Annotated in this window: 30 protein-coding genes; 10 read left to right on the top strand and 20 right to left on the bottom strand. The window is 67.3% G+C overall.

Translation table 11 applies throughout. The annotated features are described in order from the left end of the window. Positions 1-38 precede the first annotated feature (38 nt). The 4 genes from VHAB30_RS30475 to VHAB30_RS30460 all read right to left on the bottom strand — a co-directional run bounded on the left by VHAB30_RS30475 (position 39) and on the right by VHAB30_RS30460 (position 2,986). The gene (locus tag VHAB30_RS30475; RefSeq protein WP_159279656.1) at positions 39-587 is read right to left on the bottom strand and encodes a DUF2946 family protein; all 549 of its coding nucleotides are present in this window, start codon (positions 585-587) and stop codon (positions 39-41) included. Next, a complete protein-coding gene (locus VHAB30_RS30470; protein ID WP_159279655.1) occupies positions 580-1,596 on the bottom strand; it encodes a YheT family hydrolase in 1,017 nt (338 codons plus the stop codon). The genes VHAB30_RS30475 and VHAB30_RS30470 overlap by 8 nt, the downstream gene beginning before the upstream one ends. 81 nt (positions 1,597-1,677) lie before the next feature. Next, positions 1,678-2,130, bottom strand: coding sequence for a YybH family protein (locus VHAB30_RS30465; protein WP_062481770.1), 453 nt, complete (start codon positions 2,128-2,130; stop codon positions 1,678-1,680). Positions 2,131-2,182: 52 nt separating this feature from the next. Next, positions 2,183-2,986 carry a hypothetical protein gene (locus VHAB30_RS30460; protein WP_159279654.1) on the bottom strand — a complete coding sequence of 268 codons (804 nt, stop codon included), beginning with the start codon at positions 2,984-2,986 and terminating at the stop codon, positions 2,183-2,185. A 47-nt stretch (positions 2,987-3,033) separates the two neighbouring features. On the opposite strand from VHAB30_RS30460, the gene VHAB30_RS30455 reads away from it, so the two are divergent. The 4 genes from VHAB30_RS30455 (at position 3,034) to trxC (ending at position 5,622) form a co-directional block, all read left to right on the top strand. After that, on the top strand, positions 3,034-3,633 hold the full coding sequence (locus VHAB30_RS30455; RefSeq protein ID WP_172438430.1) for a LemA family protein: 600 nt from the start codon (positions 3,034-3,036) through the stop codon (positions 3,631-3,633). 12 nt (positions 3,634-3,645) lie between these two features. Further along, complete coding sequence (locus tag VHAB30_RS30450) at positions 3,646-4,575, top strand: TPM domain-containing protein (protein ID WP_159279653.1); 930 nt, start codon at positions 3,646-3,648, stop codon at positions 4,573-4,575. A gap of 5 nt (positions 4,576-4,580) precedes the next feature. Further along, on the top strand, positions 4,581-5,111 hold the full coding sequence (locus tag VHAB30_RS30445; protein ID WP_070063861.1) for a TPM domain-containing protein: 531 nt from the start codon (positions 4,581-4,583) through the stop codon (positions 5,109-5,111). Between the two features lie 61 nt (positions 5,112-5,172). Next, positions 5,173-5,622: a thioredoxin TrxC gene (gene trxC / locus VHAB30_RS30440; RefSeq protein WP_159279652.1), complete on the top strand. Its 450-nt coding sequence runs from the start codon at positions 5,173-5,175 to the stop codon at positions 5,620-5,622. 18 nt (positions 5,623-5,640) lie between these two features. Here trxC and VHAB30_RS30435 read toward each other — a convergent pair whose 3' ends face one another. The 16 genes from VHAB30_RS30435 to VHAB30_RS30360 all read right to left on the bottom strand — a co-directional run bounded on the left by VHAB30_RS30435 (position 5,641) and on the right by VHAB30_RS30360 (position 20,320). Further along, entirely contained in the window at positions 5,641-6,165 is a 525-nt protein-coding gene (locus VHAB30_RS30435; protein ID WP_159279651.1) for a DUF3617 domain-containing protein, read from the bottom strand. A gap of 69 nt (positions 6,166-6,234) precedes the next feature. Beyond that, a complete protein-coding gene (locus VHAB30_RS30430) occupies positions 6,235-6,942 on the bottom strand; it encodes a phosphatase PAP2 family protein (RefSeq protein WP_159279650.1) in 708 nt (235 codons plus the stop codon). 52 nt (positions 6,943-6,994) lie between these two features. Beyond that, complete coding sequence (locus VHAB30_RS30425; RefSeq protein ID WP_174250317.1) at positions 6,995-8,125, bottom strand: Gfo/Idh/MocA family protein; 1,131 nt, start codon at positions 8,123-8,125, stop codon at positions 6,995-6,997. A 37-nt stretch (positions 8,126-8,162) separates the two neighbouring features. Then, positions 8,163-9,128, bottom strand: a complete 966-nt coding sequence (locus tag VHAB30_RS30420) for a substrate-binding domain-containing protein (protein ID WP_159279648.1) — start codon at positions 9,126-9,128, stop codon at positions 8,163-8,165. Positions 9,129-9,172: 44 nt separating this feature from the next. Beyond that, a complete protein-coding gene (locus VHAB30_RS30415) occupies positions 9,173-10,201 on the bottom strand; it encodes an ABC transporter permease (protein ID WP_062480191.1) in 1,029 nt (342 codons plus the stop codon). Further along, entirely contained in the window at positions 10,167-11,702 is a 1,536-nt protein-coding gene (locus VHAB30_RS30410; RefSeq protein WP_062480189.1) for a sugar ABC transporter ATP-binding protein, read from the bottom strand. The genes VHAB30_RS30415 and VHAB30_RS30410 overlap by 35 nt, the downstream gene beginning before the upstream one ends. Then, a complete protein-coding gene (locus VHAB30_RS30405) occupies positions 11,699-12,868 on the bottom strand; it encodes an ROK family protein (protein WP_062480207.1) in 1,170 nt (389 codons plus the stop codon). Before VHAB30_RS30405 ends, VHAB30_RS30410 begins: the two co-directional genes overlap by 4 nt. A gap of 248 nt (positions 12,869-13,116) precedes the next feature. Continuing rightward, the gene (locus tag VHAB30_RS30400) at positions 13,117-13,536 is read right to left on the bottom strand and encodes a F0F1 ATP synthase subunit epsilon (protein ID WP_062480186.1); all 420 of its coding nucleotides are present in this window, start codon (positions 13,534-13,536) and stop codon (positions 13,117-13,119) included. Between the two features lie 18 nt (positions 13,537-13,554). Continuing rightward, positions 13,555-14,970, bottom strand: coding sequence for a F0F1 ATP synthase subunit beta (atpD, locus tag VHAB30_RS30395; protein ID WP_062480184.1), 1,416 nt, complete (start codon positions 14,968-14,970; stop codon positions 13,555-13,557). 43 nt (positions 14,971-15,013) lie between these two features. Beyond that, positions 15,014-15,889 (bottom strand): F0F1 ATP synthase subunit gamma, encoded by an 876-nt coding sequence (gene atpG / locus VHAB30_RS30390; RefSeq protein WP_062480182.1) that lies wholly within the window; start codon positions 15,887-15,889, stop codon positions 15,014-15,016. A 33-nt stretch (positions 15,890-15,922) separates the two neighbouring features. After that, the gene (gene atpA, locus VHAB30_RS30385) at positions 15,923-17,536 is read right to left on the bottom strand and encodes a F0F1 ATP synthase subunit alpha (RefSeq protein WP_062480180.1); all 1,614 of its coding nucleotides are present in this window, start codon (positions 17,534-17,536) and stop codon (positions 15,923-15,925) included. A 47-nt stretch (positions 17,537-17,583) separates the two neighbouring features. Then, on the bottom strand, positions 17,584-18,114 hold the full coding sequence (locus tag VHAB30_RS30380) for a F0F1 ATP synthase subunit delta (protein ID WP_062480178.1): 531 nt from the start codon (positions 18,112-18,114) through the stop codon (positions 17,584-17,586). A gap of 7 nt (positions 18,115-18,121) precedes the next feature. After that, positions 18,122-18,592, bottom strand: coding sequence for a F0F1 ATP synthase subunit B (locus tag VHAB30_RS30375; protein ID WP_062480176.1), 471 nt, complete (start codon positions 18,590-18,592; stop codon positions 18,122-18,124). Positions 18,593-18,625: 33 nt separating this feature from the next. Next, entirely contained in the window at positions 18,626-18,895 is a 270-nt protein-coding gene (gene atpE, locus VHAB30_RS30370) for a F0F1 ATP synthase subunit C (protein WP_056576471.1), read from the bottom strand. Between the two features lie 49 nt (positions 18,896-18,944). Continuing rightward, the gene (gene atpB / locus VHAB30_RS30365) at positions 18,945-19,823 is read right to left on the bottom strand and encodes a F0F1 ATP synthase subunit A (protein ID WP_062480174.1); all 879 of its coding nucleotides are present in this window, start codon (positions 19,821-19,823) and stop codon (positions 18,945-18,947) included. A gap of 26 nt (positions 19,824-19,849) precedes the next feature. Continuing rightward, on the bottom strand, positions 19,850-20,320 hold the full coding sequence (locus tag VHAB30_RS30360) for an ATP synthase subunit I (protein ID WP_056576477.1): 471 nt from the start codon (positions 20,318-20,320) through the stop codon (positions 19,850-19,852). A 137-nt stretch (positions 20,321-20,457) separates the two neighbouring features. Here VHAB30_RS30360 and VHAB30_RS30355 point away from each other — a divergent pair, with 137 nt between their 5' ends. The 6 genes from VHAB30_RS30355 to VHAB30_RS30330 all read left to right on the top strand — a co-directional run bounded on the left by VHAB30_RS30355 (position 20,458) and on the right by VHAB30_RS30330 (position 26,603). Further along, positions 20,458-21,351, top strand: coding sequence for a D-amino acid aminotransferase (locus tag VHAB30_RS30355; RefSeq protein WP_159279647.1), 894 nt, complete (start codon positions 20,458-20,460; stop codon positions 21,349-21,351). Then, a complete protein-coding gene (locus VHAB30_RS30350; protein ID WP_159279646.1) occupies positions 21,348-21,656 on the top strand; it encodes a YbeD family protein in 309 nt (102 codons plus the stop codon). Before VHAB30_RS30355 ends, VHAB30_RS30350 begins: the two co-directional genes overlap by 4 nt. Further along, positions 21,653-22,330 (top strand): lipoyl(octanoyl) transferase LipB, encoded by a 678-nt coding sequence (lipB, locus tag VHAB30_RS30345; protein ID WP_062480168.1) that lies wholly within the window; start codon positions 21,653-21,655, stop codon positions 22,328-22,330. The genes VHAB30_RS30350 and lipB overlap by 4 nt, the downstream gene beginning before the upstream one ends. 7 nt (positions 22,331-22,337) lie before the next feature. Further along, positions 22,338-23,321, top strand: coding sequence for a lipoyl synthase (lipA, locus tag VHAB30_RS30340; protein WP_062480166.1), 984 nt, complete (start codon positions 22,338-22,340; stop codon positions 23,319-23,321). 410 nt (positions 23,322-23,731) lie between these two features. Continuing rightward, the gene (gene dxs, locus VHAB30_RS30335; RefSeq protein WP_159279645.1) at positions 23,732-25,627 is read left to right on the top strand and encodes a 1-deoxy-D-xylulose-5-phosphate synthase; all 1,896 of its coding nucleotides are present in this window, start codon (positions 23,732-23,734) and stop codon (positions 25,625-25,627) included. A 34-nt stretch (positions 25,628-25,661) separates the two neighbouring features. Next, the gene (locus VHAB30_RS30330; protein ID WP_062480112.1) at positions 25,662-26,603 is read left to right on the top strand and encodes an SAM-dependent methyltransferase; all 942 of its coding nucleotides are present in this window, start codon (positions 25,662-25,664) and stop codon (positions 26,601-26,603) included. The last annotated feature ends 2 nt before the right edge of the window (positions 26,604-26,605 follow it).

Here is a 26,605-nt window from a genome sequence, read left to right as displayed (position 1 = left end):
TTACGCCCGGACGATCCGAATTGCTATCTTTTCAGTAGCTATATAGCCACGCCTGCATGGCGTTCTACCGGGCTCAGCACATGGCCGAAGCGCCCCGGCAGGTCGGCCGCGCGCACCGGCTCCGGCGTCCAGACGCCCTGCTCCACGGCCTCGGCGGCGATGCCCACGTCCTGCGTGTGCACCAGCCCGAGCCCCGCCGGCGCGACCAGATAGAGCCGGCCCTCTTCGTCAAGCAGGCAGCCCGACACCTCGGCCGGCACGCCCGTGTGGGCCGTGACCGGGAACGTGCCCACGCCCTGCTGCGCCACGCGCCACACCAGCGGCGCCGCCTCCAGCTCGACATACACGCGCTGCGGCCCGTTCTGGAAGAACCACTGGCCGTCGGCGTCGTGCTCGTAGTTGCGGTGGATGAAGTCGATCAGCTTGTCGTGCCGCAGCATCGAGCCCTTGGCGCTGCGAAACGGGCCCTGCGCCTGCGTGCGGTCGTCGCGCATGTACCAGTTGCCGCGCGCGTCCAGGCCGAGCCAGCCGTAGCAGTGCGGCACGTTCGGCCACTTGGCCAATGCCTGTTTGACGATGTCATCCATGGGCCGTATTTTGCGCCCGCGTCGACGAGAGGTGGTGGGCCAGCCACCCTCCTACGCGCTCGGGCATTCCGCCCACATGCCCCGGCGGCAGGCCGAGCGGAAAGCCCACGTGGCCGCCACCCGCGGGCTGCCACAGCGTGACGTGCGACCCGACCTCGCTGGGCGCCGGCAGGCTGCGGGCCGGAATGAAGGGATCGTTGCGGGCGTTCACCACCAGCGCGGGCACGCGGATCGCGCCCAGCAGCGGCTTGGACGAGCCGCGCGCCCAGTAGTCGTCGGTGTTGCGAAAGCCGTGCAGCGGCGCGGTGAACACGTCGTCGAAGTCATACAGGTCGCGCGCGGCCATCAGCCGGTCGCGGTCGAACAGGCCCGGGAACTGCGCCAGCTTGGCCAGCGCCTTGGGCTTCATGGTCGCGAGGAACATGCGCGTGTAGACCAGCCGGTTGAAGCCGCGCCCGATCGCCTCGCCGCCCGCCGCCAGGTCGAGCGGCGCGCACACCGACGCCACCGCATCGACCGAGGCCCGCGCGCTCTCGCCCGCCTCGCAGGCCCAGCGCAGCAGCGCATTGCCGCCCAGCGAGACGCCGGCCGCCAGCACCGGCCCGCCGCCGCCCTGCACCACGTGCTGCGCGTGCATGCGCCGCAGGATCCAGTCGATCTCCTCGTGGTCGCCCGAGTGGTAGGCGCGCGGCGCGAGGTTCAGCTCGCCGCTGCAACCGCGAAAGTGCGGCACCGCGAAGGCCATGCCGCGCGCGGCGGCAAAGGCCGCGAAGGCCTCGGCGTAGTGGCTGCGCGACGAGCCCTCGAGCCCGTGGAACAGCACCAGCAGCGGCCGGGGGCCGGGCTGCGGCGCATCGGCGAAGTCGACGTCGATGAAGTCGCCGTCCGGCGCGGTCCAGCGCTCGCGGCGGTACACCGGCGCGGGCCCGTCGAAGCGGCGCGCGCACAGCGCGGCCCAGATGGTCTGCAGGTTGCCGCCGGGCAGCCAGCGCGGGGCGTCGTAGCCCATTGCGTCGTATGCAACGGGCGACGCGGAATCCGGTGAGAAAGAGGAAGAAGGAAAGGGAGAGGCCATCGCTCGAAGCAGGACTCAGTGCAGGACCTGCGGTGGATCGTTCGCGTCGTCCGGCTCGCGCGCGCTGCCCGGGCTCGCGTGGTGCGCCACCATGCGCCAGCCCTGCGCGGTCTTGTGATACACGTTGGTGGCCAGCACGAAGGCATGGCGCGGCCCCTCGGCCGTGAGCACCTCGATGCGCTCCAGCACGTTGTGCACGGCGCTCGCCAGCGACTCGATCTTGCGCACGCGCGCCGGCGTCGCATGGATGGCGCCGTTGGCGAACATCTGCTCGAAGGCCGCGCGGATCGCCACCGCGCCCACCAGCCGCGGGCCGCCCGGGTGGACGCAGAACACCTCGTCCTCGTCGGCCCAGCAGGCCATCAGCGCATCGACATCGCCGCGTTGCAGCGCTTCGTAGAAGGCGGCCTCGACATCGTCGGCAGTGCCGCCGATGGCCGCGGCGGCGCGGAAAGGGGTCTTGGGCATGGCGGTGAAGGGCGAGAGCGAAGGGGGTAGGCCGGATTTTGCCCTGCCCATGTCACGGCCATGTGGCAGCAGGCGACCCGGCCGTGGGTGCTTCGGGCGCGGACGCGGGAATCAGCCACGCGCGCGCCGCCGCCTCGGTGGCGCCCTGCGCGGCTTGCCACACCATCTCGGGCGCGGCCACGTGCACGCCGGGCGGCGCCACGCGCAGCGCCAAGTCGACCAGCTCGGCCATCTTGGGCGCGCGCACCGGCTGCTCGTTGGCCGGCACCATGAACCGCATGATCGACAGCATCCAGGCCGCGAGCCGCTCGCCGAGGTTGGCCAGGCGCACGTCGGCCGGCTTGCGCGCCGAGCGCAGCAGGATCAGGCGCTCGAAGTCGCAGGCGACCACGGCCTGCTCGTCCAGGCTGGCCAGCCCGCGCTTGAGCGCCTCGGGCAGCCGGCCGCGGTCGTGCGGCTGCACGATGGCCAGCGTGCGCACGCCGCTGGCGCGCAGCCAGCGCGCCAGTTCGGGCAGGTCGGCGGGCTCGGGGTGCCACAGCGCGCGCTCGCGGCCGTGGTACAGGCGCGGCGGATCGAAGGCGACCACCGCCACGTCGGCCGCCACCAGCGGCCACTGCGCGATCGGCAGCGCCGGGCACTGCACGGTCTCGACGCCCGGCAACCCGTCGTGCATGGGCTCGCGCGCCAGCACGCGCGTGTGCTGGAAGCGGTGGCGGCCCGCGAGCCGGTGCAGCAGCTCCTGGCCGAGCGCGCCGGTCGCGCCCGCGATCAGCAGCGTGCCGGCAGGCGGCGCGGCAGTGGGCGCCGCCGCGCGGTTCGCGGCCTGCAGGGCGTGGAGGGGATCGAGGGCCATGACCCCATCTATGCTAACTTCGGCCTCCTTCTGCGGAGGTAATGCAAATGATGATGAAGCGCTGGTTCCTGATTCTCGCGGCCGTCCTGTCCCTCAGCGGATGCGGCTACAACCAGTTCCAGTCCCTCGACGAGGCCAGCAAGTCGGCCTGGAGCGAGGTCCTCAACCAGTACCAGCGGCGTGCCGACCTCGTGCCGAACATCGTCGCCACCGTGAAGGGCGAGGCCAGCTTCGAGCAGGACACGCTCACCAAGGTGATCGAGGCGCGCGCCAAGGCCACCTCGATCCAGGTGACGCCCGAGACGCTCAACAACCCCGAGGCCTTCAACAAGTTCCAGCAGGCACAGGGCGAGCTGTCGTCGGCGCTGTCGCGGCTCATGGTGGTGGCCGAGCGCTACCCCGACCTCAAGGCCAACCAGGCCTTCCGCGACCTGCGCGTGACGCTCGAGGGCACCGAGAACCGCATCACCGTGGCGCGCAACCGCTACATCGAGAGCGTGCAGGAGTACAACGTGCTCGCGCGCAGCTTCCCGACCAACCTCACGGCCATGGTCTTCAGCTACAAGCCGAAGGCGAATTTCTCGGTGCAGAACGAAGCCCAGATCTCGACGCCGCCGACCGTCGACTTCAGCACTCCCAAGAAGTAAGAAGCGGCGCCGATGGCCGCAGCCCTGATCCGCCGCGCACTGGCAGCGATCTTCATCGCGGCCCTCGCATGGGCCGGCCTGCCCGCGCTGGCGCAGGGCCTGCTGCCGATCCCCACGCTCACGGCGCGCGTGATCGACCAGACCGGCACGCTCGACGCCGCGCAGCGCTCGGGCCTCGAAACCAAGCTCGCGGCCTTCGAGCAGCGCAAGGGCTCGCAGATCGTGGTGCTGATGGTGCCGACCACGGCGCCCGAAGACATCGCGAGCTACGCGCAGCGCGTGGGCGACGCCTGGAAGATCGGCCGCAAGGGCGTGGGCGACGGCCTCCTGGTCATCGTCGCCAAGGACGATCGCAAGATGCGCATCGCCACCGCCAAGACGCTCGAAGGCGCGGTGCCCGACCTCGCGGCGGTGCGCATCATCGACGAGGAGATGAAGCCGCGCTTTCGCAACAACGATTTCGCGGGCGGCCTGAACGCGGCGGTGGACCGGCTCATCGGCCTGGTCGACGGCGAGCCGCTGCCCGAGCCTTCGCGCGGCAACAGCGGCAGCTCAGGCGGCAATGACGGCTTCGACTGGGAGAACCTCGCGATCTTCCTGTTCGTCGGCGTCTTCGTCGGCGCCCCGATCGCGCGCGCCATCCTGGGCAAGACGATGGGCTCGGTCGCCATGGGCGGCGGCATCGGCGTGGTCGCGTTCTTCCTCACGACCAGCACGGTCATCGCGGTGATCGCCGGGCTGATCGCGCTCATGGTCTCGCTGTTCTCGGGCCTTGCCGGGTTCGGCCCCGGTCGCGGCGGCCGAGGCGGTGGCGGCGGGGGTGGCTGGAGCAGTGGTGGCGGTGGCGGCGGCTGGAGCAGCGGCGGCGGAGGTGGCGGCGGCGGATTCAGCTCCGGCGGCGGTGGCAATTTCGGCGGCGGCGGCGCTTCGGGAGACTGGTGAACCTCATGGCAACTGCAGACCCCACGCTCTTCTCGAAGCTGGGCCGCATCTGGCGGCATCGCTGGACCGACGAAGCCGCCGTGCGCCGCGTGCTGCCGGCCGACGCGATGCAGCGCCTGGCCGGCCGCGTGGCCGCGAGCGAACGCCGCCACAGCGGCGAGATCCGCATCTGCGTCGAGGCCGGCCTGCCGATGTCCTACCTGTGGCGCCACGCGCCGCCCCGGGAACGCGCCGTGACGCTGTTCGGCAAGCTGCGCGTGTGGGACACCGCGCACAACAACGGCGTGCTGATCTACCTGCTGCTGGCCGAGCACGCCATCGAGATCGTGGCCGACCGCGGCATCGACGCCCACGTGGGCTCCGCCGAATGGGCCGCCATGACGCAGCGCATGGCCGTGGCCTTCCGCGAAGGCCGCTTCGAAGACGGCATCACGCTGGCGCTGGAAGAGGTGTCGGCGCTGCTGATGGCCCACTTCCCACTGGCCGACGACCAGCCCGACACCAACGAGCTGCCCGACGCGCCCGTGGTGCTCTGAGGCGCGGCGCCCTCGGCGCGCGCGCCTTGCAATCCGCGCACACGGCCCCTATTTTTCGGGCATGACCGAATCCGAATCGCTGCACATCGTCTGCCCGCACTGCCACACGACCAACCGCGTGCGCACGGCGCAACTGGGCAGCGCGCCCGACTGCGGCAGCTGCCACCGCCCGCTGTTCACCGGCCACTCCACCGCACTGCCCGACGCGGCCACCTTCGATCGCCACATCGCGCGCAACGAGATCCCGGTGCTGGTCGATTTCTGGGCGCCCTGGTGCGGCCCCTGCCGCCAGATGGCGCCGGCCTACGAACAGGCGGCGGCCCAGCTCGAACCGCAGGTGCGGCTGGCCAAGGTCGACACCGAGGCGGTGCAGGCGCTGGGCGCGCGCTTCAACATCCGCAGCATCCCGACGCTGGCCCTGTTCAAGGGTGGTCGCGAGGTCGCGCGGCAGGCCGGTGCGATGGGCGCGGCCGACATCGTGCGCTGGGTCAAGGCCAACGGCGCGGGCTGATCCGACCACCGGCCGCGATCACTTCCGCGGCGGCATCTTCGCCATCGCGTCGAGCATGTTCATCTTCATGCCGTTGCCCATGACCATGTCGCCCGGCTTCTGGCCCGGCTTGCAGGGGCCGACCCACCTGGCGTCGACGACGCTCGTGCCCTCGGTCCGGCCCATCAGCGGCGGGCTGTAGGTCGACTTGCTTTCGACACGGTAGGCGCTGCTGAAGTCGCCGGTCATCACGGCACGCGAGGTCGCGGTGGTGGGGCCGATCTTGCAGACCGAGTCGATGACCAGCTTCACGCCTTCGAGGCGCAGGTCCTGCTTCGAGCACATGTCCTTGCCCATGCCCTGGCCCATCTCGCGCATCGCCTTGTCGGTGGCCGCGTCGATGCATTGCTGGATCGTCTGGCCCGGCGCCTTGGCCGTGGCCGCGCCGCCCTCGCCGGTCTGGATTTCCCACAGCCCCGGCTTGCGCGCCGGGTAGTCGATGGCCAACGCGGGGCCGGCGAGAAGACAGGCGACGGCAGCGAGGGAGAACAGGCGACAGGTCATGGCGGGCTCGGTGGACGGCGATGCCGCTTTGTACCGTCGGCGCCCGCGCGGCGGAATACCGCGATCGGTCTACGCCGCGCGCGCCGCGACCGGGGCCAAAGCCGCCGATGGGCGCTCGCGCAACGCGAAGCCCATCGCCAGGCCCAGCCCGAGGCCGCCCAGCACGTCGATCAGCACATGCTGGCGCACCGCCATCGTCGAGTACACGATGGCCACCGCCCACGCGAGGTTGAGCAGCCGCAGCCAGCCCGGCGCGCTGGCCTCGCGCAGCTGCCGCGCCAGCACCATGCAGGCGAACACCGAGAACGACACATGCAGCGACGGAAAGGCGTTGCCCGCCGCGTCGAAGGTCTTGAGGAAGTGCAACGACGAACCCGGCGCGGCCTCGATCGCGAAGTTCGGGATCGCCGTCGGCATCCACCAGAACACGGCCAATGCGATCGCCGTCATCACCGCGCAGCCGATGGCGATGGTGTTCAGCTCGCGCCGGTCCCTGGCCAGCAGCACCGGCAGTGCGATGTAGGCCCACAGCGTGAGGTACACCGGCAGCATCGCCGGCCAGAACGCGATCAGCCGGTCGACGGCCGTGAGCGGCAGCACCCACGCCGGCCCGGCGTGGTGCATGACCCAGAAGTACAGCGGGAAGAAACCCAGCGTGGCGACGGTGTTGCCGGCCAGCTTGAGCAGCCACAGCGTGCGGCAGCGCTGCCAGAGGGCGCGCGGCCATGAAGGCTGAGGCGAAGGGGCGTCGAAAGAAGATGAGGAGGAGTGCGTCATGGCGGCCGCTGGTGCCGCGGCCTCGCCTCGTTTCAACGAGGCCCGTGCGCGGCTACCAGGGCGTCCACTTTAATTCGCTTCCAGCCGACGCCACCGTGCGCTCGATGAAGCGCACGCCGCGCGCCCCGTCTTCCACGCGCGGATAGTCCGCCGCCAGCGGATCGGCCACCTGCCCCGCCAGCCGCGCGCGGATGTCCGCCGCCACGCCCGCATAAACGTTCGCAAACGCCTCGATGAAGCCTTCGGGATGACCGGCCGGCAGGCGGCTCGCGCGCCGCGCCGACTCGCACAGCCAGGGCGCGCCGCGCGTGAGCACGCGCCGGGGCCCGTCGTGCGGCAGGTGCACCAGCTGGCTCGGCTGCTCCTGGCGCCATTCGAGCGTGCCCAGCGTGCCGGAGACGCGCAGGCGCAGGTCGTTCTCCAGCCCGGTGTTGATCTGCGAGGCCACCAGCACGCCGCGCGCGCCGCCCTGGAAGCGCAGCAGCAGGCTGCCGTCGTCGTCGAGCAGGCGGCCCGGCACCAGCGCGCCGAGGTCGGCGCACAGGCTCTCGATCTCCAGGCCGGTGACGGTGGCCACGAGGTTCTCGGCATGCGAGCCGATGTCGCCGATGGCGCCGGCCGCGCCGCTGCGCGCGGGGTCGGTGCGCCAGTCGGCCTGCTTGTTGCCGCCCGCGGCTTCCACGTGGCTGGCGAGCCAGCCCTGGTTGTATTCGACGACGACCTTGCGGACCTCGCCGATCTGGCCCGTGCGCACCATCTCGCGCGCCTGCCGCACCATCGGGTAGCCGGTGTAGTTGTAGGTCACGCCGAACACCGTGCCCTGCTTCGCCACGGTGGCGACCAGCGCATCGGCCTGCGCGCGCGTGTGCACCAGCGGCTTGTCGCACACCACATGAAAGCCCGCCTCGGCGAAGGCCTGTGCCACCGGGTAGTGCACATGGTTGGGCGTGACGATCGAGACGAAGTCGATGCGCTCATCGGCCGGGCGCTTCAGTTCGTCGGCCAGCAGCGCCTGCCAGTCGCCGTGGTTGCGGTCGTCGGCCAGGCCGAGGTCGCGGCCCGAGGCGCGCGCCTTGTCCGGGCTCGACGACAGCGCGCCGGCGACCAGCGCGATCTGGCCGTCGAGCGCCATGGCCTTGCGGTGCACGGCGCCGATGAAGGCGTCGCGACCGCCGCCGACCATGGCGCAGCGCAGGGGACGTGAAGCGATCTCGGTCACCTTAGAACGGCGAATTGGGATGGTAGAAATCCTTGGCGTTTTCTTTGGTGATCAGCACCGACGGAATGATCGTGGTCGCCGGCAGCTTCTCGCCCTTCAGGCGTGCCTCGGCCGTGAGCTTGATTGCGTCGTAGATGAACTTGGGCGAGTAGCTCACGTCGGCCGTGATGCGCTTGTCCTTGCCGTCCATGATGGTCTTGACCATGTCCTTGGCGCCCGCGCCGCCGAACACGATCTTGATGTCGTCGCGCTTGGCCTGCGAGATGGCCTTGAGCACGCCCACGGCCATGTCGTCGTCGGCGGCCCAGATGGCGTCGATCTGCTTGAAGCGCGTCAGGTAGTCCTGCGTGACCTTGAAGGCGTCGTCGCGGTTCCAGTTGGCGTACTTGGCGTCGAGCAGCTTGATGTCGGGGCTGCCCTTGAGCACCGCGTTGAAGGCGTCCATGCGCTCGTTGTCGAGCGTGGTCGCGATGCCGCGCAGGGCGACCACGTTGCCCTTGCCGCCGAGCTGCTTGACGATGTACTCGGCCGGGATCTTGCCGAAGGCCGTGTTGTCGCCGGCCACATACGCATCTTGCGCGCTGGTGTCGGTCAGGCCGCGGTCGACCACGGTGACGTACGCGCCCTTGGCCTTGACCTGCGCGACCGGCTTGGTGAGCGCGGCCGATTCGAACGGGAACACGACGAGCGCGTTGATCCTGGTGACCGTCGACAGGTCCTGCAGCTGGTTGGCCTGCTCGGGCGCGTTGGCTGCGGTCTTGATCGTGATCTTCAGGTCCTTGTGCTGCTTCTCGAGGTCCTTCTTCGCCTGGTTGGCCCAGTAGTTGATGCCGCCCATGAAGCTGTGCGTGGCCGCGGGAATCGACACGCCGAGGTTGACCTTGTCCGCGGCAAGCGCGGGCAGGCTGGCGGCGAACGCTGCGGTGGCAACCGCCGTGAGCGCGAGGCGTCGGGTGAAAGTCGTCATGCTGGATGTCTCCTCTTTGGTGGTGGAACGGAACGAACGGAAAACTAGCGCCGGCCTCTTTGGAGGAACGCGACGACGATGATCACGAAGCCCTGGACGGCTGCGTTGAGGTACACGCTGATGATGCTGGTGAGGTTCAGGATGTTGCTGATGACCGAGAGCAGGATCGCGCCCACCACCGTGCCGGTGATGCTGCCCGCGCCGCCCTTCAACGCGGTGCCGCCGACGATCACCGCGGCAATGGCTTCGAGCTCCCACAGCAGGCCCGTGGTCGGCGAGGCCGAGCCCAGGCGCGGCACGTACAGCAGCGTGGCAATGCCGACGCACACGCCGAGCAGCACGTAGGTGAGGATCTTCACGCGGTCGACGTCCACGGCCGCATAGCGCGCCACCTGCTCGTTGGAACCGATGGCCTGCACGTAGCGCCCGTAGGCGGTGCGGTTGAGGATGACGCCGCCGATGACCGCGACGATCACGAACACCCACACCGGCACCGGGATGCCTGCGAGGCTCGCGTAGTACACGGGCGCATAGAGATCGGACAGCTCGTTGTCGAGCGTGAGCGCGCCGCCGTCGGCAAAGTACGTGAGGTACGCGCGGAAGATGCCCAGCGTGCCCAGCGTCACGATGAAGGGCTCGATGCGTCCCTTGGTGATGAGCAGGCCGTGCGCCAGGCCGAACAGCGCGCCCAGCACCACGGCGAGCACCGCGCCCATCATCACCGCCATCAGCGGCGAGCCCGAGGCGGGGCCGGCCCAGTTGATGAACATGATCACGCTGCCCGCGATGAGCGCGGCCATCGAGCCCACCGACAGGTCGATGCCGCCCGAGATGATCACGAAGCACATGCCCACCGCGATGATGCCGATGAAGGCGGTGCGCGTGAGCACGTTCATCGCGTTGTCGACGGTGGCGAAGTCGCCGTTGAGCAGCGTGCCCGCGATGCACAGCAGCACGAGGCCGATGACCGGGCCGAGGCCGTGCAGGCGCTCGGTCCAGCGCGGCTTGCCTTCGCTGCGGTGTGGCTGCTGAGCGGCGTCAGGCTGCGTGGGTGTCTGCGGTTCCGGTGGCATGAGCGATGAGCTCCTCTTCAGTCAGGTGGGTCGCGTCGAGCGTGGCAACGAGCCGGCCCGCACGCATCACCGCGACGCGGTGGCACAGGCCGATCAGCTCCATCAGTTCGGACGAGACGACGATCACCGCGAGGCCTTCGCGGGCGAGTCGCTGGATCAGGAAATAGATGTCGCGCTTGGCGCCGATGTCCACGCCGCGCGTGGGCTCGTCCAGCACCACCACCTTGGGCTGTGGCTGCAGCACCTTGGCGAGCGCGAGCTTCTGCTGGTTGCCGCCCGACAGCGACGAGGCCCGCACGTCGAGCGAGCCGGTGCGGATGCCGTAGTCCTTCACCGCCTCGCCGAGCGCCGCGCGCTCCGCGTCGGGCTTCAGCCAGGGCTGCGCGTAGCGCTCGAGCGCCATCAGCGTGAGGTTCTGGCGCAGGCCGAAGTGCACGTGCAGGCCCTTGCCCTTGCGGTCTTCGCTGAGGTAGGTGAGGCCGTGTTTCGCCGCGTCGCGCGGGTTGCGCCAGCCCTTGCCGTGCGGCACGGGCTCGCCACGCATCTCGACGGTGCCGCTGGCCGGGCGCAGCCCGAGCAGGCCTTCGAACAGCTCGGTGCGGCCGGCGCCGACGAGGCCCGCGAAGCCGAGGATCTCGCCGGGGCGCACCTCGAAGCTCGCGTCCTGCGCCCAGCCGGGCACGCTGAAGTTGCGCACGCGCAGGGCCGGCTTGTCGGCGGACACGACGAGGTCGCGCGGCGGGTACAGGTCGGCGAGTTCGCGGCCCACCATGAGGTTGGCCATCTGCTGGCGCGAGACCTCGGGCGTGGGTGCGCGCGCCACGAAGCGGCCGTCGCGCATCACGATCACCTCGTCGGTGACCTGCTCCACCTCGTCGAGCTTGTGCGAGATGTAGACGATGGTCACGCCGTCGGCGCGCAGTTGGGCGATGAGCTTGAACAGGCGCTCGGTCTCGCCGGGCGTGAGCGTGGCGGTGGGCTCGTCCATGACGAGCAGGCGCGCGCGACGGGCGATGGCCTTCGCGATCTCGACGAGCTGCTTCTCGGCGACGATGAGGCGACGCACCTTGGTGCGCGGGTCGATGGCCAGGCCCACGGCGGCGAGCGCGGCGGCGGCATCGCGCTCCATCGCGGCGTCGTCGAGCAGCCAGCCCTTCTTCTTTTCGTGGCCCAGGAAAATGTTCTGCGCCACGCTGAGGTCTTCGGCGAGGTTGAACTCCTGGTGGATCAGCACGATGCCCAGCGCCTCGGCATCGCGCGAGCTCGTGAAGCTTTGCGGCTGGCCGTTGACGCGCAAGGTGCCGCTGGTCAACGACTCGTAGCCCGACAGGATCTTCATCAGCGTGGACTTGCCCGCGCCGTTCTCGCCCAGCAGGCCGTACACGCGCCCCGGCGCGAGCGCAAAGCTCACGCCATGCAGCACCTGCACGGGACCGAAGGCCTTCACCACGCCGTCGAACTCGACGGCCACGCTGCCCTTGGTTGCCACGGTATTCGTCATGGCGCTACCCCTCGGGCCTTGAGCGTTTCCTGCATCGCCAGCACGCCCGCGCCGACGAGGCCGCCCTGCGTGCCCAGCGGCGTGTACTGGATTTCCAGGTGTCGCGTCGACAGCGCGAGCGAGCGCTGGTACACGCTCTGGCGCACCGCAGCAAGAAACAGCGGCCCGATGCGCGTGATGCCGCCGCCGATGAACACGTGCGAGGGATTGAAGAAGTTGACGACCGACGCGAGCATCTGCCCGATCAGGCTGCCCGCGCGCTGGATGATGGCGTTGGCCGCCGGGTCGCCGCCGCGGCTGGCCTGCCCCACGTCGAAGGCATCGATGCGCCCGCGTGTGCGCAGGCATTCGGCGAGCGTCGCGCTTTCGCCGGCTTCGGCCGCCTGCATCGCCATGCGCGTGATCGCGGGGCCGGCCGCCATCGCCTCGACGCAACCCAGGTTGCCGCAATGGCAGCGCGGGCCTTCCTGGTCGACGCAGATGTGACCCACGTCGCCGGCCGAGCCGGCCGCGCCGCGGTACACCTCGCCGTGGCAGACGATGCCGCAGCCGATGCCGGTGCCGATCTTGATCACGAGGAAATTGGAGAGCGAGCGCCGCAGCCGCCACAGCTCGCCGAGCGCCATCAGGTTGACGTCGTTGTCGACGAACACGGGCGCCGCGTAGTCCTCGCGCAGGTAGTCGCGGATCGAGAAGCTGTCCCAGGCCGGCATGAGCGGCGGGTTCACGAGCTGGCCGATCTCGAAGTTGACGGGGCCGGGCACGCCGATGCCGATGCCCAGGACGTTCCGTGGGCCCTGCCCGCAGCGGGCCAGCAGCTCGCGCATCAGCACGCGCACGCGCGCCAGCACCACGGCCGGGCCTTCGCGCACGTCGGCGGCTTCCTCGTGCTGGGCCAGCACCGTGAGGTCGGGACGCAGCACCGCGACATCGAGGCTGGTGGCGCCGATGTCGATGCCGACGAGCACGCCGAGTTCGGCATTGAGCTGGAGGTTTTCGGCGCGGCGTCCGCCCGAGGAGCGCTGCAGGCCGGCCTCGGCGAGCAGGCCCTGGTCGACGAGGCCGGCGATCAGGCCGTTGGCCTTGCTCTTGGAGAAGCCGAGCTGTTCGGCCATGGCATGGCGCGAGCCGCCGGCCGACCAGAAGGTCGATTCCAGCAACCGCATTTCGTCGGTCGTGATGCCGCTCCAGGGTGCCACGCGTTTGTCTCCGCTCTTCTTGTGGGAAAGGCGCCGGTCAAGAAAGCACCGGTCGCCGGGCGAAGGCGAATACTAGGAGGGCATCTTCAGCCGGGCAAGGCTTAACTTCGACCTATTTCAGATCGAACACACCTTCGTCCTGGCGAGGAGGGACGAAAAAAAGCCGCCCGGAGGCGGCTTTTTTCTTTGCTTCTGCCCGAAGGCAGCGGCATCGATTACTTCTTTTGGCGGTACTTGCGCAGCGCAGCGATCTGCGCAGCCATCACGGCCAGTTCCGACTGCGCCATCGCGATGTCGATGTCGCTCTTCGCGTTCTTCAGCGCTTCCTCGGCGGCCGCCTTGGCCTTGTTGGCCTTCTCGTCGTCGAGGTCCTTGCCGCGGATCGCGGTGTCGGACAGCACGGTGACGGCGTCGGGCTGCACTTCGAGGATGCCACCGGCCACGAAGACGAACTCTTCGCCGCCGTCGGCCGTCTCGATGCGCACGGCGCCGGGACGGATGCGCGTGATCAGCGGCGTGTGACGCGGATAGATGCCGAGCTCACCGGCTTCACCGGGCAGCGCGACGAACTTGGCTTCGCCCGAGAAGATCGACTCTTCCGCGCTGACCACGTCGACGTGAATGGTGTTTGCCATCTGAGTTCCCATGCCGCCTTAGGCGACCTTCTTGGCTTTTTCGAACGCTTCGTCGATGGTGCCGACCATGTAGAACGCTTGTTCCGGCAGGTGGTCGGCTTCGCCGTTCACGATCATCTTGAAGCCGCGGATAGTTTCCGACAGCGGCACGTACTTGCCCGGCGAACCCGTGAACACTTCGGCCACGTGGAACGGCTGCGACAGGAAACGCTGGATCTTGCGAGCGCGGGCCACGGCGAGCTTGTCGTCGGGAGCCAGTTCGTCCATGCCCAGAATCGCGATGATGTCGCGCAGTTCCTTGTAGCGCTGCAGCGTGCCTTGCACGGCGCGGGCCACGTTGTAGTGCTCTTCGCCGACCACGTTCGGGTCGAGCTGGCGCGAGGTCGAGTCCAGCGGGTCCACGGCGGGGTAGATACCCAGCGAAGCGATGTCACGCGACAGCACCACGGTCGAGTCCAAGTGGGCGAAGGTCGTGGCAGGCGACGGGTCGGTCAAGTCGTCCGCAGGGACGTACACGGCCTGGATCGAGGTGATCGAGCCGACCTTGGTCGAGGTGATCCGCTCTTGCAGGCGGCCCATTTCTTCGGCCAGCGTCGGCTGGTAGCCCACGGCGGAAGGCATGCGGCCCAGCAGAGCCGACACTTCGGTACCGGCCAGCGTGTAGCGGTAGATGTTGTCCACGAAGAACAGCACGTCACGGCCTTCGTCGCGGAACGACTCGGCGATGGTCAGGCCGGTCAGGGCCACGCGCAGACGGTTGCCCGGGGGCTCGTTCATCTGGCCGTAGACCATGGCGACCTTGGAGTCTTCGAGCTTCTCGAGGTTCACGACGCCGGAGTCGGCCATCTCGTGATAGAAGTCGTTGCCTTCACGGGTACGTTCGCCCACACCAGCGAACACCGACAGACCCGAGTGAGCCTTGGCGATGTTGTTGATGAGTTCCATCATGTTCACGGTCTTGCCCACGCCGGCACCACCGAACAGGCCCACCTTGCCGCCCTTGGCGAACGGGCACACCAAGTCGATCACCTTGATGCCGGTTTCCAGCAGGTCTTGCGACGGCGACAGTTCGTCGTACGCGGGAGCCTTGCGGTGGATGGAGGCGGTCAGCGTCTGGTCGACCGGACCACGCTCGTCGATGGGCGCGCCCAGCACGTCCATGATGCGGCCCAGCGTCGCCTTGCCCACGGGCACGGTGATGGGGGCTTGCGTGTTGGTCACGATCAGGCCGCGGCGCAGGCCGTCGGAAGAACCCAGCGCAATCGTGCGGACCACGCCGTCGCCGAGCTGCTGCTGGACTTCGAGCGTCAGTGCGCTGCCTTCGAACTTGAGGGCGTCGTAGATCTTGGGCATCTTGTCGCGCGGGAATTCCACGTCGACCACAGCGCCAATACACTGAACGATCTTGCCTTGAACTGCTTCTGCTTGAGCCATGTCTGCTCCGATAAAAATTTAAATCTGTTGAGGTCCGAAGGGCTCAGACACCGGCGGCCGCCGCAGCGCCCGAAACGATTTCCGAGAGCTCCTTGGTGATGCCGGCCTGGCGGGTCTTGTTGTAGACCAGCTTCAGCTCGCTGATCACATTGCCTGCGTTGTCGGTGGCAGCCTTCATGGCCACCATCCGCGCCGAATGCTCGGACGCCATGTTTTCTGCCACGCCCTGGTAGACCAGCGACTCGACATAGCGGACCAGCAGCTCGTCGATCACGCTTTGCGCATCGGGCTCGTAGATGTAGTCCCACGAGTGCTGGCCTTCCTCGACTTGCAGCGAGTCCGCGGCCAGCGGCAGCAGCTGCTCGACGAGCGGCTCCTGCTTGATCGTGTTGATGAACTTCGTGTAGCACAGGTACACGGCCGAGAGCTTGCCTTCCGCGTAAGCGTCCAGCAGCGTCTTGACCGGGCCGATGAGCTTGTCCAGATGCGGCGTGTCACCCAGGTGGGTGACGTGCGCCACCACGCGGGCACCGATGCGGTTCAGGAAGCCCAGGCCCTTGCTGCCGATGGCGACCGACTCGATGGCCACGCCGGCCGACTGCGCTTCGCGCAGCTTGGCCGTCACGGCGCGCAGCAGGTTGGTGTTCAAGCCACCGCACAGGCCCTTGTCGCTCGTCACGATGATGAAGCCGATCGCCTTGGCGTCGTTCTTCTTCATGAAGGCGTGCGTGTACTCGGGATTCGCCTTGCCAAGGTTCGCCGCGATGTTGCGGATCTTCTCGCTGTAGGGGCGTGCGGCACGCATGCGCTCTTGCGCCTTGCGCATCTTGGAAACCGAGACCATTTCCATGGCCTTGGTGATCTTCTTGGTGTTCTCCACCGATTTGATCTTGCCGCGGATTTCCTTACCAGCTGCCATATGAGCTCCTTCTTGCGTCGGTCAAAAGGTCGCTCAGGCGAACGACTTCTTGAACGAGGTGGCTGCTGCCAGCAGTTCGGCTTCGGCGTCCTGGCACACCTTCTTGAAGGCCTGCTTTTCCGCGCTGTCGTCCGGCTTGGCCGGCTTGACGTCCCACTTGGCACCATGCTTTTCCATGGTTTCGAGCAGGGCGGCGTGGCTCGTCTTCAGCAGCTGGTGGAAGCCGTGTTCGAACGGGAGCACCTTCTTGACGTCGATGTCGTCCATGAAGCCCTTGTTCACTGCGAACAGCGTGGCATTCATCAGCGAGATCGGCAGCGGGCTGTACTGGGTCTGCTTGAGCAGTTCCGTCACGCGCGCACCGCGGTCGAGTTGCTTGCGGGTCGCTTCGTCGAGGTCGGAAGCGAACTGCGCGAACGCGGCCAGTTCACGGTACTGGGCCAGGTCGGTACGGATACCGCCCGACTGGTTCTTGATCAGGTTGGTCTGCGCCGACGAACCCACGCGCGACACCGAGATACCGGCGTTGATGGCGGGACGGATGCCGGCGTTGAACAGGCTGGTTTCCAGGAAGATCTGGCCGTCGGTGATCGAGATCACGTTGGTCGGAACGAAGGCGGACACGTCGCCGGCTTGCGTTTCGATGATCGGCAGTGCCGTCAGCGAACCGGTCTTGCCCTTGACCTCACCCTTGGTGAAGGCTTCGACGTAGTCGGCGTTCACGCGGGCTGCGCGCTCGAGCAGACGGCTGTGGAGATAGAACACGTCGCCGGGGTAGGCTTCGCGGCCTGGCGGGCGGCGCAGCAGCAGCGACACCTGGCGATAAGCCACGGCTTGCTTGGACAGGTCGTCATAGACGATCAGGGCGTCCTGGCCGCGGTCGCGGAAGTACTCGCCCATCGTGCAGCCCGAGTAGGCCGACACGTACTGCATGGCAGCCGATTCGGAGGCCGAAGCAGCCACGACGATGGTGTAGTCCATCGCGCCGGCTTGTTCCAGCGAGCGCACCACGTTCTTGATCGACGAAGCCTTCTGGCCGATCGCAACGTAGACGCAGGTCATGTTCTGACCCTTCTGGTTGATGATCGCGTCGATCGCCACGGCGGTCTTGCCGGTCTGGCGGTCGCCGATGATCAGCTCGCGCTGGCCGCGGCCGACGGGCACCATGGAGTCGATCGACTTCAGGCCGGTCTGCATCGGCTGGTCGACGGACTTCCGTGCGATCACGCCAGGTGCAACCTTTTCGATCACGTCGGTCATCTTGGCGTTGATCGGACCCTTGCCGTCGATCGGCTGGCCCAGTGCGTTCACCACGCGGCCGATGAGCTCGGGGCCCACGGGCACTTCCAGGATGCGGCCCGTGCACTTGACGGTGTCGCCTTCGGAGATGTGCTCGTACTCGCCCAGAATCACGGCGCCGACCGAGTCGCGCTCGAGGTTCAGCGCCAGGCCGAACGACGGCGTGCCGTCAGCCGTGGGCGGGAATTCCAGCATTTCGCCTTGCATCGCGTCCGACAGGCCGTGCACGCGCACGATGCCGTCGGTCACCGAGACCACGGTGCCCTGGTTGCGGATGTCGGCGCTGACGCCAAGGCCTTCGATGCGGCTCTTGATCAGTTCGGAAATTTCTGCGGGATTGAGTTGCATGACTCTTTCCTTCTTTCAATAAATAGGGCCAACCGCGGCTCGCCGCCTCAGGCGGTGAGCGCTGCTTTCATTTGTTCGAGACGCGCCTTGACGGAGGTGTCGAGGACTTCGTCCCCCACCACCACACGGATGCCGCCGATCAGCGAAGGATCGGATTCCACACGCGTGTTCAGCGGGCGACCGAAACGGCGCTGCAGTGCCACGGCGACCTCGGCGAGGCTCGCCGCGTCGATCGGGAAGGCGCTGTAGATCACCGCGTCGGCCGTGCCGCCCTTGGCGTTCTTGAGCTCGCGGTACTGGGCCGCGACTTCAGGCAATGCAGCAAGCCGGCCGTTGTCGATCACCGTGCGCAGGAAGTTCTTGCCGGTGTCCGGCAAGGCTTGCGGCAGCAGACCGGAGATCAGATCGAAGATCTGTTCCGGCGACACCTTCGGGTCGGCAGCGAACTGCAGGAGCTGCGGATCGGCAGTGATGGCGGCCAGCTGGCCGATCCATCCGGCCGTGCCTTCGAGGTCGCTCGAAGTAGCCCCGAAGAGCGCGTCCGCGTAGGGGCGGGCAATGGTCGCAAGTTCGGCCATATCGTCCTCAGAGCTCGGTCTTCAGGCGCTGGAGCAGGTCGGCGTGGACACCGGCGTTGACTTCCTTGCGGAGAATCTGCTCGGCACCCTTGACGGCCAGTGCAGCAACCTGCTCACGCAGGGCTTCACGGGCACGCACGGACTGCTGTTCGGCTTCGGCGTGCGCGTCGGCCACGATCTTGTTGGCCTCCACCGTTGCACGGCCCTTGGCCTCTTCGATGATCTGCTGGGCGCGGCGCTCGGCATCGGCCAGGCGGCTGGTGGTCTCGTTGCGAGACTGAACCAGTTCCTGCTCGACGCGCTGGTTGGCGGAAGCGAGTTCAGCCTTGGCCTTCTCGGCGGCCGCCAGGCCCGCAGCGATCTTTTGTGCGCGTTCATCCAAAGCCTTCGCGATGGGCGGCCACACGAATTTCATCGTGAACAGCACCAGCAGCAGGAAGACGATGGCCTGAACGAACAGGGTCGCGTTGATACTCACGGCAACACCTTTCTGGAGTGGCGTTGAACCGGCTTACTTGGGCAGGTTGGCCAGCAGGGTCGCGGCGAACGGGTTGGCGAAGGCGAACAGCAGGGCGATGGCCACGCCGATCAGGAAGGCCGCGTCGATCAGACCAGCCAAGATGAACATCTTGGTCTGCAGGTCGTTCATGAGCTCAGGTTGACGGGCCGACGATTCCAGGAACTTGCCACCCATCAGCGCGATGCCGATGGAAGCACCGATGGCGCCGAGACCGACGATCAGACCACAAGCGAGAGCGACGAGACCGAGAATGTTTTCCATGATGACTCCTTAGAACAGATTTAAAGCAAACGAAAAGAAAAAGGGAAACTCAATGCGCCTCATGCGCCTGGCCCAGATAGATCAGGGTCAGCATCATGAAGATGAAAGCCTGCAGCGTGATCACCAGGATGTGGAAGATCGCCCAGACGGTGCCGGCAATGATGTGCCCGATGGGCAGCATCACACCGGAGAACGAGGCCGCCATGGCACCGCCCATGAGGGCGATGAGCATGAAGACGAGCTCGCCCGCATACATGTTGCCGAACAACCGCATGCCGTGCGAGACCGTCTTGGCCAGGTACTCGATGACCTGCATCAGCAGGTTGACGGGCCACAGCAGAGGGTGGGCACCGAAGGGCGCGGTGATCAGCTCGTGGCCCCAGCCGCCCAGGCCCTTGACCTTGACGCTGTAGAAGAGGCACAGGAGCAGCACGGAAGTCGAAAGACCGAGCGTGGTCGAGAGGTCGGCGGTCGGCACGGCGCGCATGTAGGCGTGGTGCGGATCGTGGCCCAGTGCCGAGTAGACCTGGGTCCAGATGGCCGGCAGCAGGTCGACCGGCAGCATGTCCATCGCGTTCAGCAGGAAGATCCAGACGAACACGGTGAGCGCCAGCGGGGCGATGAACTTGCGGCTCGCAGCGTTGTGCACGTTGGCCTTGGCCTGGTTGTCGACCATCTCGACCAGGATCTCGACCGCCGCCTGGAAACGGCCGGGCACGCCGGGCGTTGCCTTGCGGGCAGCCAGCCACAGCACGAAGCAGCCCAATGCGCCGATGATCAGCGCGTAGAGCACCGAGTCGAGGTTGATGACGTTGAAGTCAACAATGGCGGATTGAACGACGGGCTTGAGGCTCCAGTCGACTTGCCAGTGCTGGAGGTGGTGAACGATGTATTCACTCGCGGTCGGGGCGTGTCCTTCGGCGGCCATCTTTCAGCGTCTCTCTTCCAAAACAGTCAAATCCGGTTCAAAAATTTGGGCCGCACCAACAGTGCCACCCAGTACATCTTCATGGCGACCACCACGCCAGCCACCATGGCCAGCCAGACGAGCCCCCCGATCAGCCACGGCGCCGCGGCCAGCAAGGCAACGGTCAGCGCGATCTTGATCATCTCCCACACAAAAAACCTCAACATGACAGCCTGCGACGGCATGCCCGGTTTGCGCCGGACACCGCGGACAAACAAGGCCGCGGGGATCGCTACTGTCATGGCTCCGTAAAACGCCGAGATTGCAGCCTCGGATCGCGCCGTCCAGATCCACGCCAGGCAAGCTACCACCACGCCTGCAGCCACTTGGGCTGCGATCACCCACCAGGGTGACAGCTCGGGGTTTTGCTCGCGCAACTTCTGGGCCTCTTCGGCCGTGAGTGGCTTGAAATCGGATTCTTCGGCGTCAACCTCAGGGACAGGGGCGTTGGTTGTCATTCGAATGCACCCCGTGTTTGTCCCCGGAGAATTTTACAAAGCCATTGATTATAAGTAAAACCTAGCGGGGTCCCGCCATAACGTGACACTTCGTCGACAGTTCTGCACCGAGTGTGGCGTCCGCCCATAATTTGCGGATGCAAGACATCACCTCGGCACTGCCCGACACGCCGTGCTTTCTCAACGGCGAATTCACCCCCCTGCGCGACGCGAAGATCAGCGTCCTCGACCGCGGCTTCATCTTCGGCGACGGCATCTACGAAGTGATCCCCGTCTACTTCGGCGTGCCCTTCTGCTTCGACGAGCACATCGCGCGCCTCGAGCGTTCGCTGGCCGAGCTGCAGATCGACAACCCCTACTCGCGCGACGAGTGGCGCGCCATCGCGACGCAGCTGGCCGCACCGCAGGGCAAGGCACCGCAGGCGATCTACTTCCAGGTCTCGCGCGGCGTGGCGCCGCGCGACCACGTGATGGTGCGCGGCCTGCGCCCCACCGTGTTCGCGATGGTGAACCCCCTGCCGCCGGTGGCGGATGCGGTGCGCGCCAAGGGCGTGGCCTGCGTTACCGCCGACGACTTCCGCTGGCAGAAGGCCCACATCAAGAGCACCAGCCTGCTGGGCGCGGTGCTCGCGCGGCAGATCAGCGTCGAGGCCGGCGCCACCGAAACCGTGATGTTCCGCGGCGACTCGCTCAGCGAGGCCTCGTCGAGCAACGTGTGGATCGTGAAGGACGGCACGCTCATCGGCCCACCGAAAGACAACCTCGTGCTGACCGGCATCCGCTACGGCCTGCTCGAGCGCCTGTGCCAGGACAGCGGCATTCCCTTCGCGCTGCGGCGCGTGTCGCGCGACGAGGTGTTCGGCGCCGACGAGCTGCTGCTGTCCTCGGCCACCAAGGAAGTGTTGCCCGTTGTCACACTCGATGGCCAGGCCATTGGCAATGGCCGTCCCGGCCCCATCTACCAGAGCTTGTATGCCGCCTACCAACAGGCCAAGCAACGCAACGCCGACGCGCCAGGAGCCACCGCATGACCGACACCCCGACCCCTACCGACACCGCATCGATCCCCGATCCGCGCAAGGAATCGCTGATCGAGTACCCCTCGCAGTTCCCCATCAAGGTGATGGGCGCGAAGGTCGACGGCTTCGTGCACGCGATCACGCAGATCGCCGAGCGCTTCGACCCGGCCTTCGACGCCACCACGGTCGAGCTGCGCGACAGCAAGGCCGGCAACTACCTGGGCGTGACCATCACCGTCACCGCCACCAGCCGCGAGCAGCTCGACGACCTCTACCGCGCGCTGTCCGCGCACCCGATGGTGAAAGTCGTTCTTTGACGCCCCTCGAAGCGCAGTGGCTCGGCCGGGCCGACTACCTCGCCACGTACGCGGCGATGCAGCGCTTCACGCAGGAGCGCACGCCCGAGACGCCCGACGCGCTATGGATCTGCGAGCACGACCCCGTGTTCACGCAGGGGCTGGCGGGCAAGACCGACCACATCCTGGCCCCCGGCCCGATCCCGGTCGTGCAGACCGACCGGGGCGGGCAGGTCACCTTCCACGGCCCGGGCCAGGTGGTGGCCTACCCGCTCATCGACCTACGGCGCGCGGGCTACTACGTCAAGGAATACGTCTACCGCATCGAGGAATCGGTGCTGCGCACGCTCGCCCACTTCGGCGTGACGGGCCACCGCGTGGCGGGCGCGCCGGGCATCTACGTGCGCCTGGACGACCCGTTCTCGCACGCCGCCCTCACCGGCCCGATGCCCGGCGCCGACCCGTTCCGGGGCCTGGGCAAGATCGCCGCGCTGGGCATCAAGGTGAGCCGCCACGCCACTTACCACGGTGTGTCGCTCAATGTCGCGATGGACCTCGAACCCTTCTCGCGCATCAACCCTTGCGGCTACGCGGGGCTGCAAACGGTCGACCTTTCTACAATCGGCGTCCAAACCACATGGGAAGAAGCCGCCAAAGTGCTGAGCCAAAAGCTCGGCGCTTTCCTGGCTCCTTGACACACCAATGAGCACCACCGAAGTCGTCCGCGACGCCCAGAGCGCCGAAACCTACAACCCGCTGGCCAAGCAGAAGGCCGCGGCCAAGCTCTCGCGCATCCCCGTCAAGGTGGTGCAGACCGGCGAAGTGCTCAAGAAGCCGGAATGGATCCGCGTGAAGGCCGGCAGCCCCACCACGCGCTTCTACGAGATCAAGCAGATCCTGCGCGAAAGCAACCTGCACACGGTCTGCGAAGAAGCCTCGTGCCCGAACATCGGCGAATGCTTCGGCAACGGCACGGCCACCTTCATGATCATGGGCGACAAGTGCACGCGCCGCTGCCCGTTCTGCGACGTGGGCCACGGCCGCCCCGACCCGCTGGACAAGGACGAGCCGCTCAACCTGGCCAAGACCATCGCCAAGCTGCGCCTGAAGTACGTGGTGATCACCAGCGTCGACCGCGACGACCTGCGCGACGGCGGCAGCCAGCACTTCGTCGACTGCATCAGCAACATCCGCGAGCTCTCGCCGATGACGCAGATCGAAATCCTGGTGCCCGACTTCCGCGGCCGCGACGACCGCGCACTGGAAATCCTCAAGGCCGCGCCGCCCGACGTGATGAACCACAACCTGGAAACCGCGCCGCGCCTGTACAAGGAAGCGCGCCCGGGCAGCGACTACCAGTTCAGCCTGAACCTGCTGAAGAAGTTCAAGGCGTTGCACCCCAACGTGCCGACCAAGAGCGGCATCATGGTCGGCCTGGGTGAGACCGATGAAGAGATCCTGCAGGTGATGCGCGACATGCGCGCCCACGACATCGACATGCTGACCATCGGCCAGTACCTGTCGCCGTCGGGCTCGCACCTGCCGGTGCGCCGCTACGTGCACCCCGACACCTTCAAGATGTTCGAGGAAGAGGCCTACAAGATGGGCTTCAGCCACGCGGCCGTGGGCGCGATGGTGCGCTCCAGCTACCACGCCGACCAGCAGGCGCACGCCGCCGGCGTCTGACGGCACCGCCCGGCCGCCCGCCCTGCGCGGGCGTCGGCGCCCTCCCTCCTCTCCCCCCTGACCTCGCACCACGGCCGTTTTCGAACGGCCGCGGCGGTCGTGCGCGCGCGCCGCGCCATCCAAAAAACTGATTAAAACCTCGGGGGTAAATAACCTTGGGTATCAAAAAATTTGCAGCCGCATTCGCTTGCGTGCGCCAAATCCATCCCCTACGCTGACCTCCTGATTTCGCCCGACCCGGAACTAAAAACCCGGAGCCGACGCGCTTTCAGGTTCCCTCGGAGGCTTTGACAAGGAAATTGAACCATCAATTTCCAAGGCATTGTTTTGTCCGAAATTAGCCAGTACCGCATCGCATAAAGAATTCAGTCGCCACGGCCCGCGCGTTTCCATCTCACGGAGAAACCGGAATGCATGCCCTGCTCGAAGCCATCGATTCACCCCATTCGCTGCGCCAGCTCGGCATTGCGCAATTGCCGGGCCTTGCGGATGAATTGCGATCCTTCATCGTCGACAGCGTGTCCCGCACGGGCGGCCACTTCGCCTCCAACCTCGGCACGATCGAGCTGACGGTCGCCCTGCACTACGTGTTCGACACCCCGCGCGACCGCATCGTCTGGGATGTCGGCCACCAGAGCTACGCCCACAAGATCCTGACCGGCCGGCGCCAGGCCATGCCCACCTTGCGCCAATTCGGTGGAATTTCCGGATTTCCGAGGCGCGCCGAATCCGAACACGATCATTTCGGCACCGCGCATTCCAGCACCTCCATTTCCGCCGCCCTTGGATTTGCGCAGGCCGCCCGCATTTCCAATTCAACCGACCACGCCATTGCGGTGATCGGCGACGGTGCCTTGAGCGCCGGCATGGCCTTCGAGGCCATGAACAATACGCAGGCCTGCGGCCGCCTATTGGTGATATTGAACGACAACGACATGTCGATTTCGCCACCCGTCGGCATGCTTCGCCTTTATCTGGGCGGATTGATTTCAGAACGCGCCTATGCCAGCGCCAATGAAGCCAGCCGGCAAAGATTGCGCGCCATGCGCCCGACGCTGGCCCCCTGCGAGCCCTCGGAGCTCGGCCTGTCGCCCGCCACCCTGTTCGAGCAGTTCGGCTTCCACTACACCGGCCCCATCGACGGCCACGACCTGGGCGCATTGATTCCGGCCCTGCAGAAGCTGCAGGCGCAGCCAGGCCCGCAGCTGCTGCACATCGTCACCCAGAAGGGCCACGGCTACCGCCCGGCCGAGCAGGACCCGGTCCTGTACCACGGCCCCGGCAAGTTCGACCCCGCCGCAGGCATCAAGACCGCCCCCGCGTCAGCCCCCGCCAAGCCGACCTACGCCCAGGTCTTCGGCGACTGGCTCTGCGACGAGGCCGAGGCCGATGCGCGCGTGGTCGCCATCACGCCGGCCATGCGCGAGGGCTCGGCCCTGATGGACTTCGAGCGCCGCTTTCCCGAGCGCTACTTCGACGTCGGCATCGCCGAGCAGCACGCCGTGACCTTCGCCGCAGGCCTCGCGGCGGCGGGGATGCGGCCCGTGGTCGCCATCTACTCGACCTTCCTGCAGCGCGCCTACGACCAGCTGATCCACGACGTGGCCTTGCAGAACCTGCCGGTCGTGTTCGCGGTCGACCGCGCCGGCATCGTCGGCGCCGACGGCGCGACGCACATGGGCGCCTTCGACGTCGCCTACCTGCGCTGCATTCCGAACATGGTCGTGATGGCCGCGTCCGACGAAGACGAGTGCCGCCAGATGCTGCACACCGCCCTGCGCCACGACGGCCCGGCCGCCGTGCGCTACCCGCGCGGCGGCGGGCCCGGCGCGCTGCCCGTGCGCGCGCTGCAGCCGCTGCACATCGGCCGCGGCCAGGTGCGGCGCGAATCGACGCAGCCCATGGGCGCGCGCATCGCCATCCTGGCCTTCGGCACCATGGTCGCACCCAGCCTGGCCGCCGCCGAACGGCTCGACGCGACGGTCGCCAACATGCGCTTCGTCAAGCCACTCGATGCCGACCTGGTGCTGTCGCTCGCCGAGACGCACGACGTGCTCGTGACCGTCGAAGAAGGCTGCGTGATGGGCGGCGCCGGCGCGGCCTGCCTCGAATCGCTGGCCGCGCAGGGCGTGTTGATTCCGTCGCTGCACCTGGGCCTGCCCGACGAGTTCGTCGAGCACGGCGATTGCGCCCGATTGCTTGCGGCCCACGGCCTGGATGCCGACGGGCTGGTGCAGTCGATCCAGGCGTTCTTCGATGCCAACGCCCCCGCGTTCCGCACGGCTCGCATGAGCCTCGTTTCCTGAAACCCACCGTGACCGCCAGCCACAGGAGAACCCGATGAGCACAGCCACCGCACGCCGCATCGACGCGCCCGCCCCGCCTTCGCTTCAAGTGATCCGGGGTGCCGAGGCCAACCCGTACCACGCCAAGGTCGAGTACACCTACCAGGACGACCCCGAGGACTGGCGCAAGGCCATCGGCGAGGACCTGATGTTCCAGTTCGGCGTCTACGACGATCCGCGCTCGGTGCCGCCGATCTCGCTCAACGAGTCCGGCCTGCGCTACTTCGACCAGCAGATGGAGATCGCGGGCCTGGACCAGCCGCCGCCCTTCCCCATCCGGCGCATCCTCGACGTGGGCTGCGGTTGGGGCTTCGGCCTGCGCTACCTCGCGGAGCACTTTCCGCAATGCCGCCAGCTCGACGGCATCAACATCAGCGAGACGCAGCTCGCGCACTGCGCCCGCTACCACGCCCAGCAGCACCTGAGCGACCGCGTGAACCTGTACCTGTGCGATGCGCAGGACGTCGCCCTGCTGCCCAACCCCGACACGCCCTACGACCTGGTGACGATCCGCGGCGTCATCTCGCACTTTCCCAACGACCTGTACGAACGCTCGATGAAGCAGGTGGCCGCGCGCATGCGCCCGGGGGCCAAGGTCGTCATCTCCGACAACCTCTACAACATCCCGCTGGACAACTACCGCTCCGACATCGAGGACGAGGTCGACCGCCTCGCCTGCAAGCACCGCAAGACGCCGGCCTACTTCCGCCGCGTGCTCGAGGAGAGCGGCTTCGTGGTGGAAGACATGCGCGTGCTCCCGCGCAACATCGACGTGGCGCGCTGGTTCACCGACGTGAAGGAAAACATCGAGAAGAACTTCACGCCGGACACCATCCCGCCGCCGCTGGAAGAACTGCGCGTGATGGCGGTCAGCCTCTCGGTCGCGCTGATCAAGGACAAGTTCTCGACCTACAGCGTCATCGCGCGACGCCTCTGAAT

The organism is Variovorax boronicumulans (genome assembly GCF_009811375.1).
GTDB lineage: Bacteria > Pseudomonadota > Gammaproteobacteria > Burkholderiales > Burkholderiaceae_C > Variovorax > Variovorax boronicumulans.
The sequence above is the reverse complement of the archived record's forward strand: the minus strand, read 5'-3'. Positions and strand labels throughout refer to the sequence as shown.